The 15,735-nt window shown below is 72.5% G+C and carries 13 protein-coding genes; 11 read left to right on the top strand and 2 right to left on the bottom strand.

Going from position 1 to position 15,735, the window contains the following annotated elements; translation table 11 throughout:
• The first annotated feature begins 65 nt into the window (after nucleotides 1-65).
• Together ABT095_RS24855 and ABT095_RS24850 are read left to right on the top strand one after the other, a co-directional pair.
• A complete protein-coding gene (locus tag ABT095_RS24855) occupies nucleotides 66-2,621 on the top strand; it encodes a pectate lyase-like domain-containing protein (RefSeq protein ID WP_350531695.1) in 2,556 nt (851 codons plus the stop codon).
• An 89-nt stretch (nucleotides 2,622-2,710) separates the two neighbouring features.
• Nucleotides 2,711-3,568 (top strand): alpha/beta fold hydrolase, encoded by an 858-nt coding sequence (locus ABT095_RS24850; RefSeq protein ID WP_350531694.1) that lies wholly within the window; start codon nucleotides 2,711-2,713, stop codon nucleotides 3,566-3,568.
• 4 nt (nucleotides 3,569-3,572) lie between these two features.
• Here the strand turns inward: ABT095_RS24850 and ABT095_RS24845 are convergent, their stop codons facing one another.
• Together ABT095_RS24845 and ABT095_RS24840 are read right to left on the bottom strand one after the other, a co-directional pair.
• On the bottom strand, nucleotides 3,573-4,907 hold the full coding sequence (locus tag ABT095_RS24845; RefSeq protein WP_350531693.1) for an FAD-dependent oxidoreductase: 1,335 nt from the start codon (nucleotides 4,905-4,907) through the stop codon (nucleotides 3,573-3,575).
• 117 nt (nucleotides 4,908-5,024) lie between these two features.
• The gene (locus tag ABT095_RS24840) at nucleotides 5,025-5,660 is read right to left on the bottom strand and encodes a TetR/AcrR family transcriptional regulator (RefSeq protein ID WP_350531692.1); all 636 of its coding nucleotides are present in this window, start codon (nucleotides 5,658-5,660) and stop codon (nucleotides 5,025-5,027) included.
• A 335-nt stretch (nucleotides 5,661-5,995) separates the two neighbouring features.
• On the opposite strand from ABT095_RS24840, the gene ABT095_RS24835 reads away from it, so the two are divergent.
• The 9 genes from ABT095_RS24835 to ABT095_RS24795 all read left to right on the top strand — a co-directional run bounded on the left by ABT095_RS24835 (nucleotide 5,996) and on the right by ABT095_RS24795 (nucleotide 15,605).
• Nucleotides 5,996-7,939 (top strand): FAD/NAD(P)-binding protein, encoded by a 1,944-nt coding sequence (locus ABT095_RS24835; protein WP_350531691.1) that lies wholly within the window; start codon nucleotides 5,996-5,998, stop codon nucleotides 7,937-7,939.
• A gap of 8 nt (nucleotides 7,940-7,947) precedes the next feature.
• The gene (locus tag ABT095_RS24830) at nucleotides 7,948-9,651 is read left to right on the top strand and encodes an AMP-binding protein (protein ID WP_350531690.1); all 1,704 of its coding nucleotides are present in this window, start codon (nucleotides 7,948-7,950) and stop codon (nucleotides 9,649-9,651) included.
• A gap of 44 nt (nucleotides 9,652-9,695) precedes the next feature.
• Nucleotides 9,696-10,163, top strand: coding sequence for a cupin domain-containing protein (locus ABT095_RS24825; RefSeq protein WP_350531689.1), 468 nt, complete (start codon nucleotides 9,696-9,698; stop codon nucleotides 10,161-10,163).
• A 144-nt stretch (nucleotides 10,164-10,307) separates the two neighbouring features.
• Nucleotides 10,308-11,603, top strand: coding sequence for an MFS transporter (locus ABT095_RS24820; protein ID WP_350531688.1), 1,296 nt, complete (start codon nucleotides 10,308-10,310; stop codon nucleotides 11,601-11,603).
• 344 nt (nucleotides 11,604-11,947) lie between these two features.
• Nucleotides 11,948-12,673, top strand: a complete 726-nt coding sequence (locus ABT095_RS24815; protein ID WP_350531687.1) for a WXG100 family type VII secretion target — start codon at nucleotides 11,948-11,950, stop codon at nucleotides 12,671-12,673.
• A gap of 56 nt (nucleotides 12,674-12,729) precedes the next feature.
• A complete protein-coding gene (locus ABT095_RS24810) occupies nucleotides 12,730-13,248 on the top strand; it encodes an NUDIX hydrolase (RefSeq protein ID WP_350531686.1) in 519 nt (172 codons plus the stop codon).
• A 60-nt stretch (nucleotides 13,249-13,308) separates the two neighbouring features.
• On the top strand, nucleotides 13,309-14,073 hold the full coding sequence (locus tag ABT095_RS24805; RefSeq protein WP_350531685.1) for an SAM-dependent methyltransferase: 765 nt from the start codon (nucleotides 13,309-13,311) through the stop codon (nucleotides 14,071-14,073).
• A 195-nt stretch (nucleotides 14,074-14,268) separates the two neighbouring features.
• A complete protein-coding gene (locus ABT095_RS24800; RefSeq protein WP_350531684.1) occupies nucleotides 14,269-14,730 on the top strand; it encodes a hypothetical protein in 462 nt (153 codons plus the stop codon).
• Nucleotides 14,731-14,876: 146 nt separating this feature from the next.
• Nucleotides 14,877-15,605 (top strand): class I SAM-dependent methyltransferase, encoded by a 729-nt coding sequence (locus ABT095_RS24795; RefSeq protein WP_350531683.1) that lies wholly within the window; start codon nucleotides 14,877-14,879, stop codon nucleotides 15,603-15,605.
• Nucleotides 15,606-15,735: the final 130 nt, after the last annotated feature.

Raw genomic sequence — 15,735 nt, 5'->3', positions numbered from 1 at the left:
GAACCCTCCGCCCGCCGCACGGCCCGCGCCCCTTCCCCCACCCCCACCCATCGCAGGAGAAGCCCGTGAGGCTCGCTTCAGCACGCTCCCGCCCGGCGCTGGCCGCGCTGCTCGGCCTGGCCCTGTTCCTGGCCGCCCCGCTCACCACACCCCCCACCCCCGCCCACGCGGCCACCGACACCCTGCTCTCGCAAGGGCATTCGGCCACCGCCTCCTCCACGGAGAACGCGGGCACCCCCGCCTCCGCCGCCTTCGACGGCGACACCGCCACCCGCTGGTCCTCCGCCTTCACCGACGCCCAGTGGCTGCAGGTCGACCTCGGCGCCCCGGCCGCCATCGACCGCGTGGTGCTCACCTGGGAGGCGGCCTACGGCAAGGCCTACCAGCTGCAGACCTCCTCCGACGGCGCCACCTGGACCACGATCTACTCCACCACCACCGGCACCGGCGGCACCGAGACCCTGGGCGTCACCGGCACCGGCCGCTACCTGCGCCTCAACGGCCAGGCCAGGGGCACCGCCTACGGCTACTCCCTCTGGGAGCTCCAGGTCTACGGCACCCCGGCGGCCGCCGCCTGCGGCAGCACCGACGCCGCCCAGGGGCATCCGGCCACCACCTCCTCCACCGAGAACGCGGGCACCGCGGCCTCCGCCGCCTTCGACGGCGACCCGGCCACCCGCTGGTCCTCCGCCTTCACCGACGCCCAGTGGCTCCAGGTCGACCTCGGCAGCAGCCAGCAGATCTGCCAGGTGGTGCTCAGTTGGGAGGCGGCGTACGGCAAGGCCTACCAGCTGCAGACCTCCCCCGACGGCACCACCTGGACCACCATCTACTCCACCACCACCGGCACCGGCGGCACCGAGACCCTGGGCGTCACCGGCACCGGCCGCTACCTGCGCCTCAACGGCCAGGCCAGGGGCACCGCCTACGGCTACTCCCTCTGGTCGATGGCCGTCCACACCACCTCCGGGCCGATCCAGGGCGGCGGCGACCTCGGCCCGAACGTCCTGGTCTTCGACCCCTCGATGACCGACATCCAGTCCAAGCTGGACGCCGTCTTCGCCAAGCAGGAGACCAACCAGTTCGGCATCGACCGCTACGCGCTGCTCTTCAAGCCCGGCACCTACAGCGGCCTCAACGCGCAGATCGGCTTCTACACCTCGATCGCGGGCCTGGGCCTGAACCCCGACGACACCACCGTCAACGGCGATGTCACCGTGGACGCGGGCTGGTTCAACGGCAACGCCACCCAGAACTTCTGGCGCTCGGCGGAGAACCTCGCGCTCAACCCCGTCAGCGGCACCGACCGCTGGGCCGTCGCCCAGGCCGCCCCGCTGCGCCGGATGCACATCAAGGGCGGCCTCAACCTGGCCCCCAACGGCTACGGTTGGGCCAGCGGCGGCTACCTCGCCGACTCCAAGGTGGACGGCCAGGTCGGCAACTACTCGCAGCAGCAGTGGTACACCCGGGACAGCTCCATCGGCGGATTCAGCAACGGCGTATGGAACCAGACCTTCTCCGGCGTCCAGGGCGCGCCCGCCCAGAGCTTCCCCAACCCGCCCTACAGCACCCTTCCCAGCACGCCCGTCTCCCGGGAGAAGCCCTACCTCTACCAGGACGCGTCCGGCTACCGGGTGTTCGTGCCCGCCAAGCGCACCGACGCCGTTGGCGTCTCCTGGGCGAACGGCGCCACCCCCGGCACCTCGCTGCCGCTGAGCCAGTTCTACGTGGTCAAGGCCGGCGCCACCGCCGCGACCATCAACGCCGCGCTCGCCCAGGGCCTCAACCTGCTCTTCACCCCCGGGGTCTACCACGTGGACCGGCCCATCGACGTGACCCGGCCCGACACCGTGGTGCTGGGCCTCGGCCTGGCCACCCTGGTGCCGGACAACGGCGTCACCGCGCTGCGCACGGCCGACGTGGACGGCATCCGCCTCGCCGGTCTGCTGATCGACGCCGGGCCCGTCAAGTCGCCCGTGCTGATCCAGCTCGGCCCGGACGGCTCGGCCGCCGACCACACCGCCGACCCGACCACCGTGCAGGACGTGTTCGTCCGGGTCGGCGGCGCCGGGGCCGGCCAGGCCGGCACGGCGATGGCGGTCAACAGCAACAACGTGATCGTGGACCACACCTGGCTCTGGCGGGCCGACCACGGCACCGGCGTGGGCTGGACCGTCAACCCGGCCGACTACGGCCTGGTCGTGCACGGCAACGACGTGCTGACCACCGGGCTGTTCGTGGAGCACTTCGAGAAGTACGACGTCGAGTGGTCCGGCGAGCGCGGGCGGACGATCTTCTTCCAGAACGAGATCGCCTACGACGCGCCCAACCAGGCCGCGGTGCAGAACGGCTCGGTCAAGGGCTGGGCCGCGTACAAGGTGGACGACACCGTCAAGGTCCACGAAGGCTGGGGCCTGGGCAGCTACTGCTACTTCAACGTGGACCCGACCATCCGGATGGACCACGGCTTCGAGGTGCCGAACACCCCGGGTGTGAAGTTCCACGACCTGCTGGTGGTCTCGCTCGGCGGCAACGGCCAGTACGACCACGTGGTCGACTCCACCGGCGCGGCCACCTCCGGCACCGGCACCACCCCCTCCACCGTCCTCTCCTACCCCTGACCCGCCGGCCACCCGCCCGGCGCATGATCCGCCGGGCGGGTGGTAAGGGTACGGAGAACGGACACCGGACGGATCGGAAGGGCCTGGCCATGACGGCGAGTTGGGACGAGAGCGTCGAGCAGCTGGAGATCACCCTCGGTGCGTACACCTTCGACGCGTACGCCGCGGGGCCGCAGGAGGGCGAACTGGTCCTGCTGCTGCACGGGTTCCCCGAGTTCGCCGACTGCTGGGGCGCGGCGCTGACCGAGCTCGCGGCGGCCGGGTACCGGGCGGTCGCGGTGGACCAGCGCGGCTACTCGCCCCGGGCCAGGCCCGCCGAGGTCTCCGCCTACCACGTGGACGCGCTGGTCGAGGACGTCCTCGGCTTCGCCGACGCGCTCGGCGCCCGCCGATTCCACCTGCTGGCACACGACTGGGGCGGGCTGGTCGCCTGGGCGGCGGCCGCCCGACACCCCGAGCGGATACGCACCCTCTCCGTGCTCGCCACCCCGCACCCCGGCGCGCTGCAGGAGGCCCTGCGCGGCGCCACCGACCAGGCGGAGCGCTCGAAGTACGTCCAGCTGTTCCAGGCGCCCGGCCACAAGGCCGAGCAGGTGCTGCTGGCCGAGGGCGGGGAGCCACTGCGTGGGGTCTACCAGGGCGCGGTGGCGCAGGAGTTGGTCGAGGACAACCTCCGGCGTCTGGCCGCGGGCGCGCTCACCGGCGGGCTCAACTGGTACCGCGCCGTCCCCGGCACCTTCGAGACCGAGGTGGCGCCCGTCACCGTGCCCACCCTCTACGTCTGGGGCACCGAGGACATGGCGCTCGGGCCGGACGCGGCCGCGCTGACCGCCAAGTACGTCGAGGCCGCCTACCACTTCCTCCCGCTCGACGGGGCCACCCACTGGCTGCCCGAGGCGGACGCCGAACGGTACCTGCCGGCCGTCCTCGCCCACCTGGCCCGCTGAGTGCTCAGCCCAGCAGCACGGCGCCCAGGGTGGCCGGGCGGAACAGCAGGGTCGGCGGTGCCACCAGCGTCATCACCTGGTAGAACGCGGCCGCGACCTTCGGGTCCTTGGTCGCCCGGGCCAGCACCCGGTCCAGGAAGAGGTGTTGGACGCGCAGTGCCGGCCCGCTGCGCGCGCCCTCGGTGGCCGCGAAGCGGGCGTCCTCGCTGGAGGACATCACCCACGGGTCCTTGGTGAGAGCCGCGACGGCCCTGCGGGCCGCCGCGGCCGCCGGGTGGCCGATGCCGCCGTGCCGCTCCACCGCGGCCCGCAGCGCCCCGGCGCCGAACGCGGCCACCGTCAGCCCCTGGCCGTACACGGGGTTGAAGGTGCAGGAGGCGTCGCCGATCACCACCAGGCCCTCGGGGGCCTGGCGCTCGTAGTGGCGGCAGACCGCCGGGCCGGGCAGGAAGCCGCGCACCTCGCCCGCCGGGGCGGCCGCGGCGACGGCCTCGCGCATGCTGGAGTCGCGCAGCAGCTCCAACTGGCGCAGGAACCCCGCCTCCCCCGGCTCCGGCTCGCCACCGCGCATCCCGCCGACACTGACGATCCAACGCCCGTCCTCCACCGGCAGCAGCACGCCGAGCTGGCGGATGTCCGGGGCCTTGGTCTGCAGGTAGAGCGCCTCGAAGTCCAATTCGAGCCCCACCGGCCGGTGGTAGAGCCGGCTGGCGTACCGGACGCCGGCGTCCACCCGCTCCTCGGGCACCGGCGGGGCGCCGAGCGCCGCCAGCCAGCCGGCCGCTCCGGCCGCCCGGCCACTGGCGTCCACCACCAACCGCGCGTCCAGCCGCCGGGTTTCGCCGCCCTCGCCGCGCTCGCGCACCAGCACGCCGGCGACCTCGGCGGGCGTGCCGAGCAGGCCGACCGCCTCGGTGCCCTCGAGGAAGCGGATCGAGGGCTCGGCCCGCACCCTGGCACGCAGCACGTGCTCGAGCACCGGGCGGGTGCAGGAGAGCATCCGCAGGTCGCTGACGTGCTCGGCCATCCAGCCCGCCGGGCTCAGCCAGCGCAGCCCCTGGGCCATGTTGACCCAGACCGCGCCGGCCGCCACCAACTCCTCGCGGATCCCGGGAACTTGCTCCTCCAGTGCCCGGTGACCGGCTTCCAGCAGCAGGTGGGCGTGGCGCCCCTGGGGCACACCGGCCCGGAAGGCGGCCGCCGCCGGGTAGTGGTCCCGCTCGACCACCACGATCTCCTCGGCCTGCCCCCGCAGCGCCCACGCCGCCAACAGCCCGGCGTGCCCGCCACCGACCACCACTGCTTTGCCCGTGCCGGGCGCCGCTCCCTGACCAGTCATGCCACGCATGGTAGTCATCCGGTGGCTCAGTGGTACACGGACGGTCCGCCCCCGCTGCACCCGGCGGAAGCACGGGCCCGCACACGCGCGCCGGGTGCGCCCCACGAGCCACCCCGGCTAAGGCGTGACCTCCGGATCACGCCGGGCGACGACTCCCTCGACCAGGAGCCTCAGCACCGCCAGGAGTTCGGCCTCCAGCGCACCCCGCTCCGCCACCGGCACCTCCCGGGACCACCGGTAGAGCGTGCCGACGTACAGGTCGCGCAGCACCTCGCCCACCTGCTGCGGGCCGACCCCGTCGCGCAGTTCGCCCCGGACGGCCCCCTCCGCCAGGATCCGGCCGAAGGTCTCGGCCACGTACGGCTCCTCGAGCAGCGGCCGCCCGGCCTTGACCCAGGCCGTCAGCATCGCGACGGTGACCTCCCGCTCCTCCTCGCTCACCCGCCCGAGCACCGTCATGAAGTGCTCCAGCCGGGCGCCTAATCCGTCACCGCGCGGCGATCCGCCCGCCAGCAGGGCGTCCGCGAGCCTGACCCGCCGCCGCTCGCCCCACTCGGTGACCAGATCTTCCTTCCGCTGGAAGTAGTTGAAGAACGTCCCGCGCGCCACATCGGCCCGCTCGGCGATCTCCTCGATCGAGGTGCGGTCGTAACCCTGCGCGGTGATCAGGCTCAACCCCGCCTCGTACAGCCGCTCCTGGACCCGCTGCCGGTTGCGCGCTCTTCGCCCGATCACCGGTGCCACTGACTGCATGGGAACCCCCTCCGCCACTGTCTCCCGAACCTGTCAGCGACCACCGTACGACGGCCCGCCCACCAGCAGACCCCCTCTGATGATCAACTTCTATCCTTCGGACGGGAGTTAAACCAACCTGACGGATCTGCGGACGACTGACGTCAGCTGTCCTCGCTTTCACCCCAGCTGTCGCGATCCGGGTCAAACTTTGGACATCAGTGCACGAATCCGAGCCCGCGGTACGACGGCGGCGGCACAGGCCCCCCCCTCTCCCGCCCGGCGGCCCGGAGTAGCAAGACACCTGCAAACACAGTCCGGTGATCGCTACACCCCCCTAGGAAGGGACGGCACAGATGCACGACAACACCCTGAACATCGCCATCGTCGGCATGGGCCCACGGGGCCTCTCGGTCCTGGAGCGCCTGGTCGTGCGACTCGGCCAGGAGGCGGCCGAGGCCGCCGCCAAGGCCCAACAGCCGCGCCCGGTCAGGATATTCACCATAGATCCGGGCGAACACGGCGCAGGCCGGGTCTGGCGCACGGACCAGTCCGAATGGCTGCTGATGAACACCGCCGCGGGCGAGGTCAGCCTCTACTCCGGCGAGGCCGACGGCGGCCCCTGGCGGGCCGGGGCCGGCCCCTCCCTGCACCAGTGGCTGTGCAGCCGCCCGGACGAGCACCCAGGGCTCGACTCGCCCAACATCTATGCCCCGCGCCGGGTTTACGGCACCTACCTGCACGACGTGTACCGGCGGATCACCGCCCACCTGCCGGAGTCCGTCACCGTCGTGCCGGTCCGCGCCCGGGCCCGCTGGGCCAAGCGCGGCGACGAGCGCGCCTACCAGCTCACCACCAGCACCGGCGAGCACCTCGAGGCGGACCGGGTCATCCTCACCACCGGCCACCCGCACAACTTCGCCGGCGGCGCCGACCGCGACCTGCTCGACTTCGCCTCCCGCCACCGCGGCACCACCTACCTGCGCGGCGACTCCGCGGCCGACATGGGCCTGGACGACCTGCCCGCCCGCAAGCCGGTGGCCGTCATCGGCCTCGGCCTGACCTTCTACGACATCACCGCCGTGCTCACCACCGGCCGCGGCGGGCGGTTCGTCGAACGCGTCAACGGCCGTCTGACGTACCTCCCTTCGGGCCACGAGCCGCAGATCTACGCGGGCTCCCGCAGCGGCCTGCCGCTGCTCGCCCGCGGCCGCAACCAGAAGGGTGCCGACTACCGGTACACCCCCAAGTTCTTCACCCACGAGGCGCTGGCCGACATCCGCGCCCAGGTGCTCGACGAGACCGGCAGCGTCAAACTGCGCTTCCGCGAGCACGTTCTGCCGCTGATGCTGCGCGAGGTGGACCACGCCTACTACGCCACCCACGTCCGTCGCCGGGACGGCGCGGAGGCCGCCACGGCCTTCTCCGCCGCCTACACCGAGGCCGTCGCCGAGGGCGCCGAGGCGCTCAGCAAGCTGCTGGCCGAGTCCGGCCTCGGCTCGGTGCCGCCGATCGACCTCGAGGGCATGGCACGCCCGTTCGCCGGTGAGCACTTCGCCTCCCCCGAGGAGTTCCACACCCGGCTGCTCGGGGTGCTCGCCCACGACGCCGCCGAGGCCGAACTCGGCAACGTCGACGGCCCGTTGAAGGCCGCCCTGGACATCCTGCGGGACATCCGCGGGGTGGTCCGCGAGGCGGTCGAGTTCGCCAGCCTGCACCCGGACTCCCAGCGCGACGAGTTCCTGCACTGGTTCAACCCGATCAACACCATGGTCTCCGCCGGGCCGCCCGCGATCCGCATCCAGCAGGCCATCGCGCTGATCGAGGCCGGCATCCTCACCGTGGTCGGCCCCGGCCTCGAGGTCGGGCAGTGCGAGGACACCGGGGTGTTCTCGCTGAACTCCAGCCAGGTGGACGGCGCCGAGATCACCGCCACCACCCTGATCGACGCCCGCATCCCGCGCGCCGACGTCCGGGTCGACGCCTCGCCGCTGATGCGCCAGCTGATCGGCGACGGCTGCGCCACCACCCACACCAACATCAGTGCCCAGGACGGTGCCCGCTTCACCACCGGCGCGCTCGCCGTCACCGACAAGCCCTTCCGGGTCATCGACGCCGCCGGCCGCCCCACCAAGGGCCTGTACGCGCTCGGCATCCCCACCGAGGAGCTGCGCTGGTTCACCCAGATCGGCAACGGCCGCCCCGGCCCGATGGTCGGCTTCCACGCCGACGCCGACGCCATCGCCGTCGACATCCTCAACGCGCAGGACACCCCCACCGCTGCCCCCACCGAGAAGTGAGACCGCCCGTGACCGGCTACCACCCCTCCGCCACGGCGGAGTTCCGCGCCGCGCGCGACCTGCTCCTGGAGCTGCGCGAGGACCACGACGCCGCCGTCGCCCGCTTCCGCTGGCCGAGGCTGGAGCGCTTCAACTGGGCCCTCGACTGGTTCGACGCCATCGCCGAGGGCAACTCCCGCACCGCCGTACGGATCACCGACGGCAGCAGCGCCACCGAGCTGAGCTACGCCGCCCTCGCCGCCCGCTCCAACCAGGTGGCCAACTGGCTGCGCTCCCTGGGCGTCACCCCCGGCGACCGGCTCCTGCTCATGCTCGACAACCAACTCGCCGTCTGGGAAGCCCTGCTGGCGGCCATGAAGCTCGGCATCGTGGTCATCCCGACCTACACCACGATCTCCGCCGACGACCTCGCCGACCGGATGCTGCGCGGCCAGGTCACCCACGTGATCACCGCCGACCACCTCACCGGCGCCTTCGACACCGCCCCCGCCCACCTGACCAGGATCGCCGTCGGCGCTCCCGTAGCCGGCTGGCACGACTACGCCGAGGCCGACGCCGCCCCCACCGACTACACCCCGGTCAAGGACACCCTCGCCGACGACCTGCTCTTCATCTACTTCACCTCCGGCACCACCTCCCGCCCCAAGATGGTCGGCCACACCCACGTCAGCTACCCCGTCGGCCACCTGACCGGTATGTACTGGAACGGGCTGCTCCCCGGCGACGTGCACTGCAACGTCTCCGCCCCCGGCTGGGCCAAGCACGCCTGGTCGAGCTTCTTCGGCCCCTTCAACGCCGAGGCCACCGTGCTGTCGGTCAACCTCCCGGCCGGCGCCTCCCCCAGCCTGCTGCTCGAGATCGCCGAGCGGGAGCGGGCCACCAGCCTGTGCGCCCCGCCGACCGCCTGGCGCACCCTGATCCAGCACGACCTGGGCGCCAGGCCCACCGCGCTGCGCGAGGCCTCCTCCGTCGGCGAGCCGCTCAACCCGGCCGTCATCGAGCAGATCCGCACCGCCTGGGGCCTCACCGTCCGCGACGGCTTCGGCCAGACCGAGACCACCGCCCAGATCGGCAACACCGCCGGCCTGGCCGTGCGCCCCGGCAAGATGGGCAAGCCCCTGCCCGGCTACCCGATCGTGCTGATCGACCCGCGCACCGGCGCGGCCGGCGAGGAGGGCGAGATCTGCGTCGACCTCTCGCAGGCCCCGGTCGGCATCATGACCGGCTACCTCGGCGACCCCGCCAAGACCGCCAAGACGCTGGCCGGCGGCCTGTACCACACCGGCGACATCGCCACCCGGGACGCCGACGGCTACCTCACCTACGTCGGCCGCGACGACGACGTCTTCAAGTCCTACGACCACCGGATCTCCCCGTTCGAGCTGGAGAGCGTCCTGCTGCGCCACGAGGCCGTCGCCGAGGCCGCCGTCGTCCCCGTGCCCGACCCGATCGGCTACCAGGTACCCAAGGCCTACGTGGCACTGGCCGCCGGCTACCGGCGCGGCCCCGAGACGGCCCGGGACGTGCTCTCCTACGCCGCCCGCACCCTGGCCCCGCACCAGCAGATCGCGCTGCTCGAATTCGCCGACCTGCCCAAGACCACCTCCGGCAAGATCCGCCGCGCCGAACTCCGGGCCACCGCCGCCCAGTTCGAGTACCGCGCCGAGGACCTGCTGGAGCAGACCGTCGCGCACGCCGCGCCCGGTCTCTGAACGCCCGAACGCCCGCACATCCCCAACTGCCAGAGGAGACAGTCATGACCACCGCACCCGCCGTGACCACGTACGCCCCGCAGCAGCGCGAGGTCGAGGTGTTCCCCGACCTGCTCGGCGAGGGCCTCACCAACGGCACCGTCGACTGGCGGCCCTACGTCCAGCCCGGCCGCGAGGCCGTGGACGTGCGCTGGCTGTACACCGGCGACGAGACCGGCCCCGACGGCGCCGAGGCCTACATCGCCAACTTCCTGCCCGGCGCCCACGGCGACCTCCACCGCCACCTGGGCTTCGAGCTGCTCTTCATCCTGGCCGGCGAGCTCGTCAACGACAACGGCGACCGCTACCTGCCCGGCACCCTCGTGGTCGAGAAGCCGGACAGCATCCACCGCGTCTCCAGCCCGAACGGCTGCAAGATGCTCGTCATCCGCGAGAAGCGCACCATCCCGCTGAAGCCCGGTGAGCTCCCGGACTCCGGCCTCGCCCTGGACGGCGCCCTGCTCGGCGTCTGAGTCGACATCGTCCTGGGCGCTACTGCCGTGGCCGGCACCGTTCGAGTCGACACTGTCTGAGTCAACTCCGTTCCGCCACACCGCCGTCCGGGCCGCACAGGCCCGGACGGCCGCCGTGCTCCACCTCCAGAGGAGATCCCCGCAATGGCCCAGCAACTCCAGTCTCCCCCCGCGCCGCCGAGCGCCGGGGCCCCGGCGGCCGACTTCGGCCCGTCCGTGGGCCGCTCCGGCAAGGTGCACTCCGCCCGCTACAAGTGGGGCATCCTCGGCATCGGCATCGGTGCCCAGGCGGCCTTCAGCGCCACCTTCCAGGGCATCCCCACCTCCGGCTCGATCCTGCAGCAGGCCTACCGGCTGACGACAGGCCAGCTCGGCCTGATCCTGGCCGCCGTGACCGCCGGCATCTTCATCACCGACGTGTTCTGGGGCATCCTCTCCGACCGCATCGGCGAGCGGAAGGTGCTGATCACCGGCCTCAGCGGCACCACGATCGCGCTGGCCGCGGTCACCGTCTTCCTCGTCCCGCACGGCGGTGTGGTCCCCTCCTACACCGCGCTGGCCGTGGTGCTCTTCCTCGCGGGCGCGCTCGGCGGCTGCGTCAACGGCGCCTCCGGCCGGGCCGTGATGGGCTGGTTCCCGCCCGCCAAGCGGGGGTTCGCGATCAGCCTGCGGGTCGCCGCCGTCCCGGCCGGCGGGGCGATCGGCGCCGCCGTGCTGCCGCCGCTCGCGCTCGGCGCCGGCTTCCGCTGGGTGTTCGCCTTCCTCACCGTGATCTGCCTGCTGGCCACCGTCGCCGTGGCGATCTGGCTGGACGAGCCGCCGCTGGCCCGGACCAAGTCCGGTGACAGCCAGGCCGCCACCACCCCCAGCCCGCTGGGGCGCTGGGACATCTGGCGGGTGGCGATCACCGCCTTCCTGCTCGACCTGCCGCAGTTCACCGTGCTCACCTTCGGCTCGGTCTTCCTGCACACCGTCAAGCACCTCTCGATCGGCACCATCGCGGTGCTGCTGGTCGTGGTCCAGGTGCTCGGCGCCGTCTCCCGCGTCTGGGGCGGGCGTTGGACCGACCGGCACGGCGGCCGCTACCGCCGCACCCTGGTCACCGTCTACAGCTGGATCATCGCGCTGGCCTTCGTCGGCATCGCCGCCTTCCAGACCGGCCCCACCTGGCTGGTCGCCGCCCTGATGGTGGTCGCCGGCTTCCTGGCCTGCGGCTGGCACGGCGTGCACTACGCCGAGATCGCCACCATGGCCGGCGCCGAACGCTCCGGCACCGCCCTCGGCTTGGAGAACACCATGGTCTTCGCCGGTGCCTTCGCCACGCCGCTGCTCATCCCCGCGCTGCTCTCCGTCTCCTCCTGGCCGGTGGTGATGCTGGTGATCGGCGCCGCCCCCTCCGTGGTCTCCGCGCTGCTGATGCCGCGCGAGGTCAAGGCCTGAGCCCCGCCCCCGTCCGGAACAGGCCGAGGAGGTCCACCACGCCGTTCTCACCGCTCGCCGACCCGACCGCGTCCACCTGCCCCCCACCGAGGAGTTGGACGGTGCCGCCCACCAGCTGGAGGTCACCGGCCGGGCCGCCGTGGACGCCCTCACCGTCCTCCGGCCGCCAGGCATCGACACCGACCGGCTGGTGGACCGCGCCCGCCGAGCTCGCCGCGACCTGACTTCACCGCGACCTGAGCTCCCCGCCCCGGAGCGGACCGTTCGTCCCAACCCGGTCCGCTCCGGGGTCAGGTCGGCTAGCCTGGCTCTCGGCATGCCGTCGAACAGGCCAAGGGGGAGCTGTGGCGATCGAACTGCCGGGCGAAGTGGTCACCCTGCTGAACTTCATCGGGATCAACTGGCCCCAGGTGAACGAGGACAAGGTGCGCGAGTTCGCCTCCCATGTCCGGGAGTTCGCGGAGAACGTCCAGAACACCCACCAGGACTCCACCGCCACCGTCCAGGCCCTCGGCGAGGCCTACCAGGGCGCCTCCTACGAAGCGCTGCTGGCCAAGTGGGGCCAGCTCTCCGGCAGCCACATGAACGAACTCGTCCAGGGCTGCCACACCGTGGCCACCGCCCTCGACGTCGCGGCGGACGTGATCGTCGCTATGAAGGGCGAGGCGATCGCCGAACTCCTCGTGCTCGCCGCCTCCTTCGTCGCCGACCAGGCCGCCGCCGTGGCCACCTTCGGCCTGGCCGAGGCGGCCATGATCGCCATCGAGGAGGCCGCGAAGAAACTGGTCAACTTCCTCGAGCAGCAGCTGGAGCAGTACATCATCGGCCAGGTCATCGAGGCCGCCATCAACCCGCTGGTCGAGACCGTCGGCCAGGCCGTCAGCGGTCTCGTCTTCAAGGGCGCCGAATCCGCCCTCGGCGTCTCCGGCGGCGGCGCGGGAGGCACCGGCTTCCACATCGACCCGACCGCTCTGGAGGGCCACGCCGACACCATGCACCAGCACGCCGAGACCATCGCCGGCCACGCCCAGGACTTCCAGTCCAAGCTGGCCACCGTCAGCTTCGAGTAGGCCGGCCCCGGAAGACACGCCCTGCCGCTGTCAGACCCGGCCCGTACCCTGCGGCCATGACCTCCGAGTTGATCTCCGAACGCTCGCTCACGGCAGCCGCCGCCGACATCCGGCAGGCCGCCACCGAGAGCGACCACGCCCAGACCTGGCTGGCCCGGGCCGACCCCCGGCGGATGCCGCCGCTCGCGGCCGAGGTCTGGGTCTTCGACGAGGAGCTGACCCACCTCCTGCTCATCCGGCACCGCTGGCGCGGCCTGGTGCCGCCGGGCGGCACGGTCGAGCCCTCGGAGACCCCGCGCGAGGGAGCGCACCGCGAGCTGTTCGAGGAGACCGGCCTGCGCCTCACCCTCCTCCCCGGGGTGGCCGCTGCGACCGTCCGCTCCTACCGGTCCGGCTGGGCCCCCACGCTCGGCCTCGCCTACACCGCCGTCACCTCCCGCTCCACCCCGCTCAACCCCGAGCCCGGCCAGCCCACCGTCTGGACCAGCCTCGCCGAGGACTGGGCCACCGCCTTCCCGGAGGACTCCGCCCGGGTCCGCGCCTACGCCGCCGCTCTGGCCTCGCGGCCGCTCTGACCACGCAATTCGCTTAATCCGCTTGCCAATGTCGGCCCGGGCCTGCGTACCGTCCCGACCATGACCGACATCAGCGGCCCACCGAGGCTCACCCACCTCACCTTCCACGGCCCCCTCTCCGAGAACCGGTCGGATCGCATGATCCGTAGGCTCACCACCCCCGCCCCCGTCACGGTGCTCGACCTCGGCTGTGGCTGGGGCGAGTTGATGCTCCGCCTGCTCGAGGCCCTCCCCGGCGCGACCGGCACCGGAATCGATCTCAACGCCGACGACCTGGCCCGCGGCCGCGCCGCCGCCGAGGCCCGGGGGCTGGCCGACCGCGTCCGCTTCCGACAGGAGTCCGCCGTCTCCCCCACCGTCGGGCCCGCCGACCTGGTCCTCTGCCTCGGCGCGAGCCACGCTCTCACCGAGGCCCAGCCCCCGGAGCACACCGCCGCAGCCCTGCGGGCCCTGCGTCGGCTGGTGCCCCCGGGCGGCCGCGTCCTCCTCGGCGAGACCTTCTGGCAGCGCCCGCCGACACCGCGCGAGTTGTCAGCCATGTGGCCCGGCGCCGACGGCACCGAGTTCCACGACCTAGCCGGTCTGGTCGACCTCACCATCGCCGCGGGCTTCCGCCCCAGCTGGATCGAGACCGCGAGCCCGGCCGAGTGGGAGGACTTCGAGTCCGGCTACCAGTCCGACGTCGAGGAGTGGCTGGCCGCCCACCCCGGCCACCCGCTGGCCGAGCAGACCCGCGAGCGGGTCGACCGGCACCGCAGCGCGTGGCTCCGGGGCTACCGGGACGTCATGGGGATGGCCTACCTGACGCTGGTGCCCGTGAGCTGACGCACCGGCGTGCGACGCACTTCTCACGCGCCGTCATTCATCGGCGGCCCGGACAGGCAGGTGCCCGGCCCGCGTGCAGCGGAGCCGTCGGTGGCCGTCATCGCCGGGCGGCGGATGGTGTACACCTCCGTTCGCTAACATACCGATCCGTGGGGGCGCCTGGGGGAGCTGGGCGCGGGGAGGGAGACAAGAGCCATGAGCATGCCGGTGAACGTGTCACAGCTGTACCTGGGCCACCGGGCGAGCCTGACCCGGACCGAAGGGTTGCGGAGCACGACCTACCACTCGCAGTGGCGGCTGTTCCCGCTCGGTGCGGCCCGTCGACCGGAATCAGGGTCCGTCGTCCTGGAAACCGTCTGCGGCCACTGCCACGTGCCGGTCAAGGTCGTGCTGGACTCGGGGCCGACCGCGGTGCAGAAGAAGCAGAATCGCCGCACGCTCGGCTGGATCACGCTCCTGGCCGGGGTGGCCCTGATCGTGACCGCCTGCCTCATCGGGGGCGGCGGCGCCGCCCCCGGCCTGGCGGGCCTCACCGGCTTGGCCGCCGTGATCGGCAGCTTCGGTGTGAGGAGCGCCGGCCGAGCGTACCCGGGGGCCGCTCTGGACCGGAACCAGCCCGCCGACACCCGCAATCCGCACCGGATCTTCGTCCGCTGACGGCGGGCCGAGCCTCACCCCCGCAGGCTCCTGCGATGTCGTCGCCCGACCAGGGCACGTGTCCGGGTGTTCGGGCCCAGGGCCGCCCAAGGCAGGGCTTCGGAAATTCGGAGTGAGCCGGCCGGACCCCGCTTATGCTCGCAAGCATGTCTACCTCTGCGCTGTCCTTCGGTTCCGCGGCCCGCCTCTACGACTCGATCCGGCCCACCTACCCGCTCCAAGCGGTCACTTGGGCCATCGGCGCCAAGCCGATGTGTGTCCTGGATCTGGGGGCCGGCACCGGACTGCTGGCCGATGTCCTGCGCGACGCCGGCCATGAGGTCATCGCAGTCGAGCCCGACGAGCAGATGCGCGCCGTAGCCGCCGAACGCCTCCCGGGCACGCAGATACTCGGCGGCAGCGCCGAGGACATCCCGCTGCCGGACGAGTCCGTCGACGCCGTCGTGGTCGGGCAGGCGTACCACTGGTTCACTCCGGAGGCCGCGCTGCCGCAGATCCACCGGGTGCTGCGCAAGGACGGCGTCTTCGCCCCGATGTGGAACATCCGTGACGACCGCACCCCGTGGGTGGCCGCACTCTCCGACATCATCGGCAAGGAGGGGTACGGCCTGGACAGTACCTGGCAGTACGGCCCGGTGGCGCCGTGGTTCTCCGAGCCCGAACTCGGCCTGACCGAGCACACCGTGACCGTCCCGACGAGCCGGCTGGTCGACCTGGTGCGGTCCCGCTCCACCTACCTGACCGCCCACGCCACGGAACAGGCCCGCTTCGACCGCGAGATCGGCGAACTGGCCACCACCGACCCGGCCCTGGCCGGCCGCGACACCGTCGAGATGCCCTACCGGACCTGTGTCTACCGGATGCGGCGGATCTGATTCCTGCCCCGGAAATGCGAGAAGCCCCGACCGGTATCCCGGTCGGGGCTTCTCTGAAAAATTGTTCGGCGGCGTCCTACTCTCCCACCGGTGAGCAGCGCGCGGTACTGCTCCAGCGCGAGCGGCAGCC

The sequence above is a fragment of the Kitasatospora sp. NPDC002227 genome, assembly GCF_040296285.1.
GTDB lineage: Bacteria > Actinomycetota > Actinomycetes > Streptomycetales > Streptomycetaceae > Kitasatospora.
This window is presented reverse-complemented; position numbering and strand designations above follow the sequence as displayed.

Coding starts and splice junctions, on each gene's coding strand:
- ABT095_RS24810 (WP_350531686.1), top strand. CDS start 12,730: ATGACCTCCGAGTTGATCTCCGAACGCTCGCTCACGGCAGCCGCCGCC.
- ABT095_RS24820 (WP_350531688.1), top strand. CDS start 10,308: ATGGCCCAGCAACTCCAGTCTCCCCCCGCGCCGCCGAGCGCCGGGGCC.
- ABT095_RS24850 (WP_350531694.1), top strand. CDS start 2,711: ATGACGGCGAGTTGGGACGAGAGCGTCGAGCAGCTGGAGATCACCCTC.
- ABT095_RS24805 (WP_350531685.1), top strand. CDS start 13,309: ATGACCGACATCAGCGGCCCACCGAGGCTCACCCACCTCACCTTCCAC.
- ABT095_RS24825 (WP_350531689.1), top strand. CDS start 9,696: ATGACCACCGCACCCGCCGTGACCACGTACGCCCCGCAGCAGCGCGAG.
- ABT095_RS24835 (WP_350531691.1), top strand. CDS start 5,996: ATGCACGACAACACCCTGAACATCGCCATCGTCGGCATGGGCCCACGG.
- ABT095_RS24800 (WP_350531684.1), top strand. CDS start 14,269: ATGAGCATGCCGGTGAACGTGTCACAGCTGTACCTGGGCCACCGGGCG.
- ABT095_RS24795 (WP_350531683.1), top strand. CDS start 14,877: ATGTCTACCTCTGCGCTGTCCTTCGGTTCCGCGGCCCGCCTCTACGAC.
- ABT095_RS24840 (WP_350531692.1), bottom strand. CDS start 5,660: ATGCAGTCAGTGGCACCGGTGATCGGGCGAAGAGCGCGCAACCGGCAG.
- ABT095_RS24845 (WP_350531693.1), bottom strand. CDS start 4,907: ATGACTGGTCAGGGAGCGGCGCCCGGCACGGGCAAAGCAGTGGTGGTC.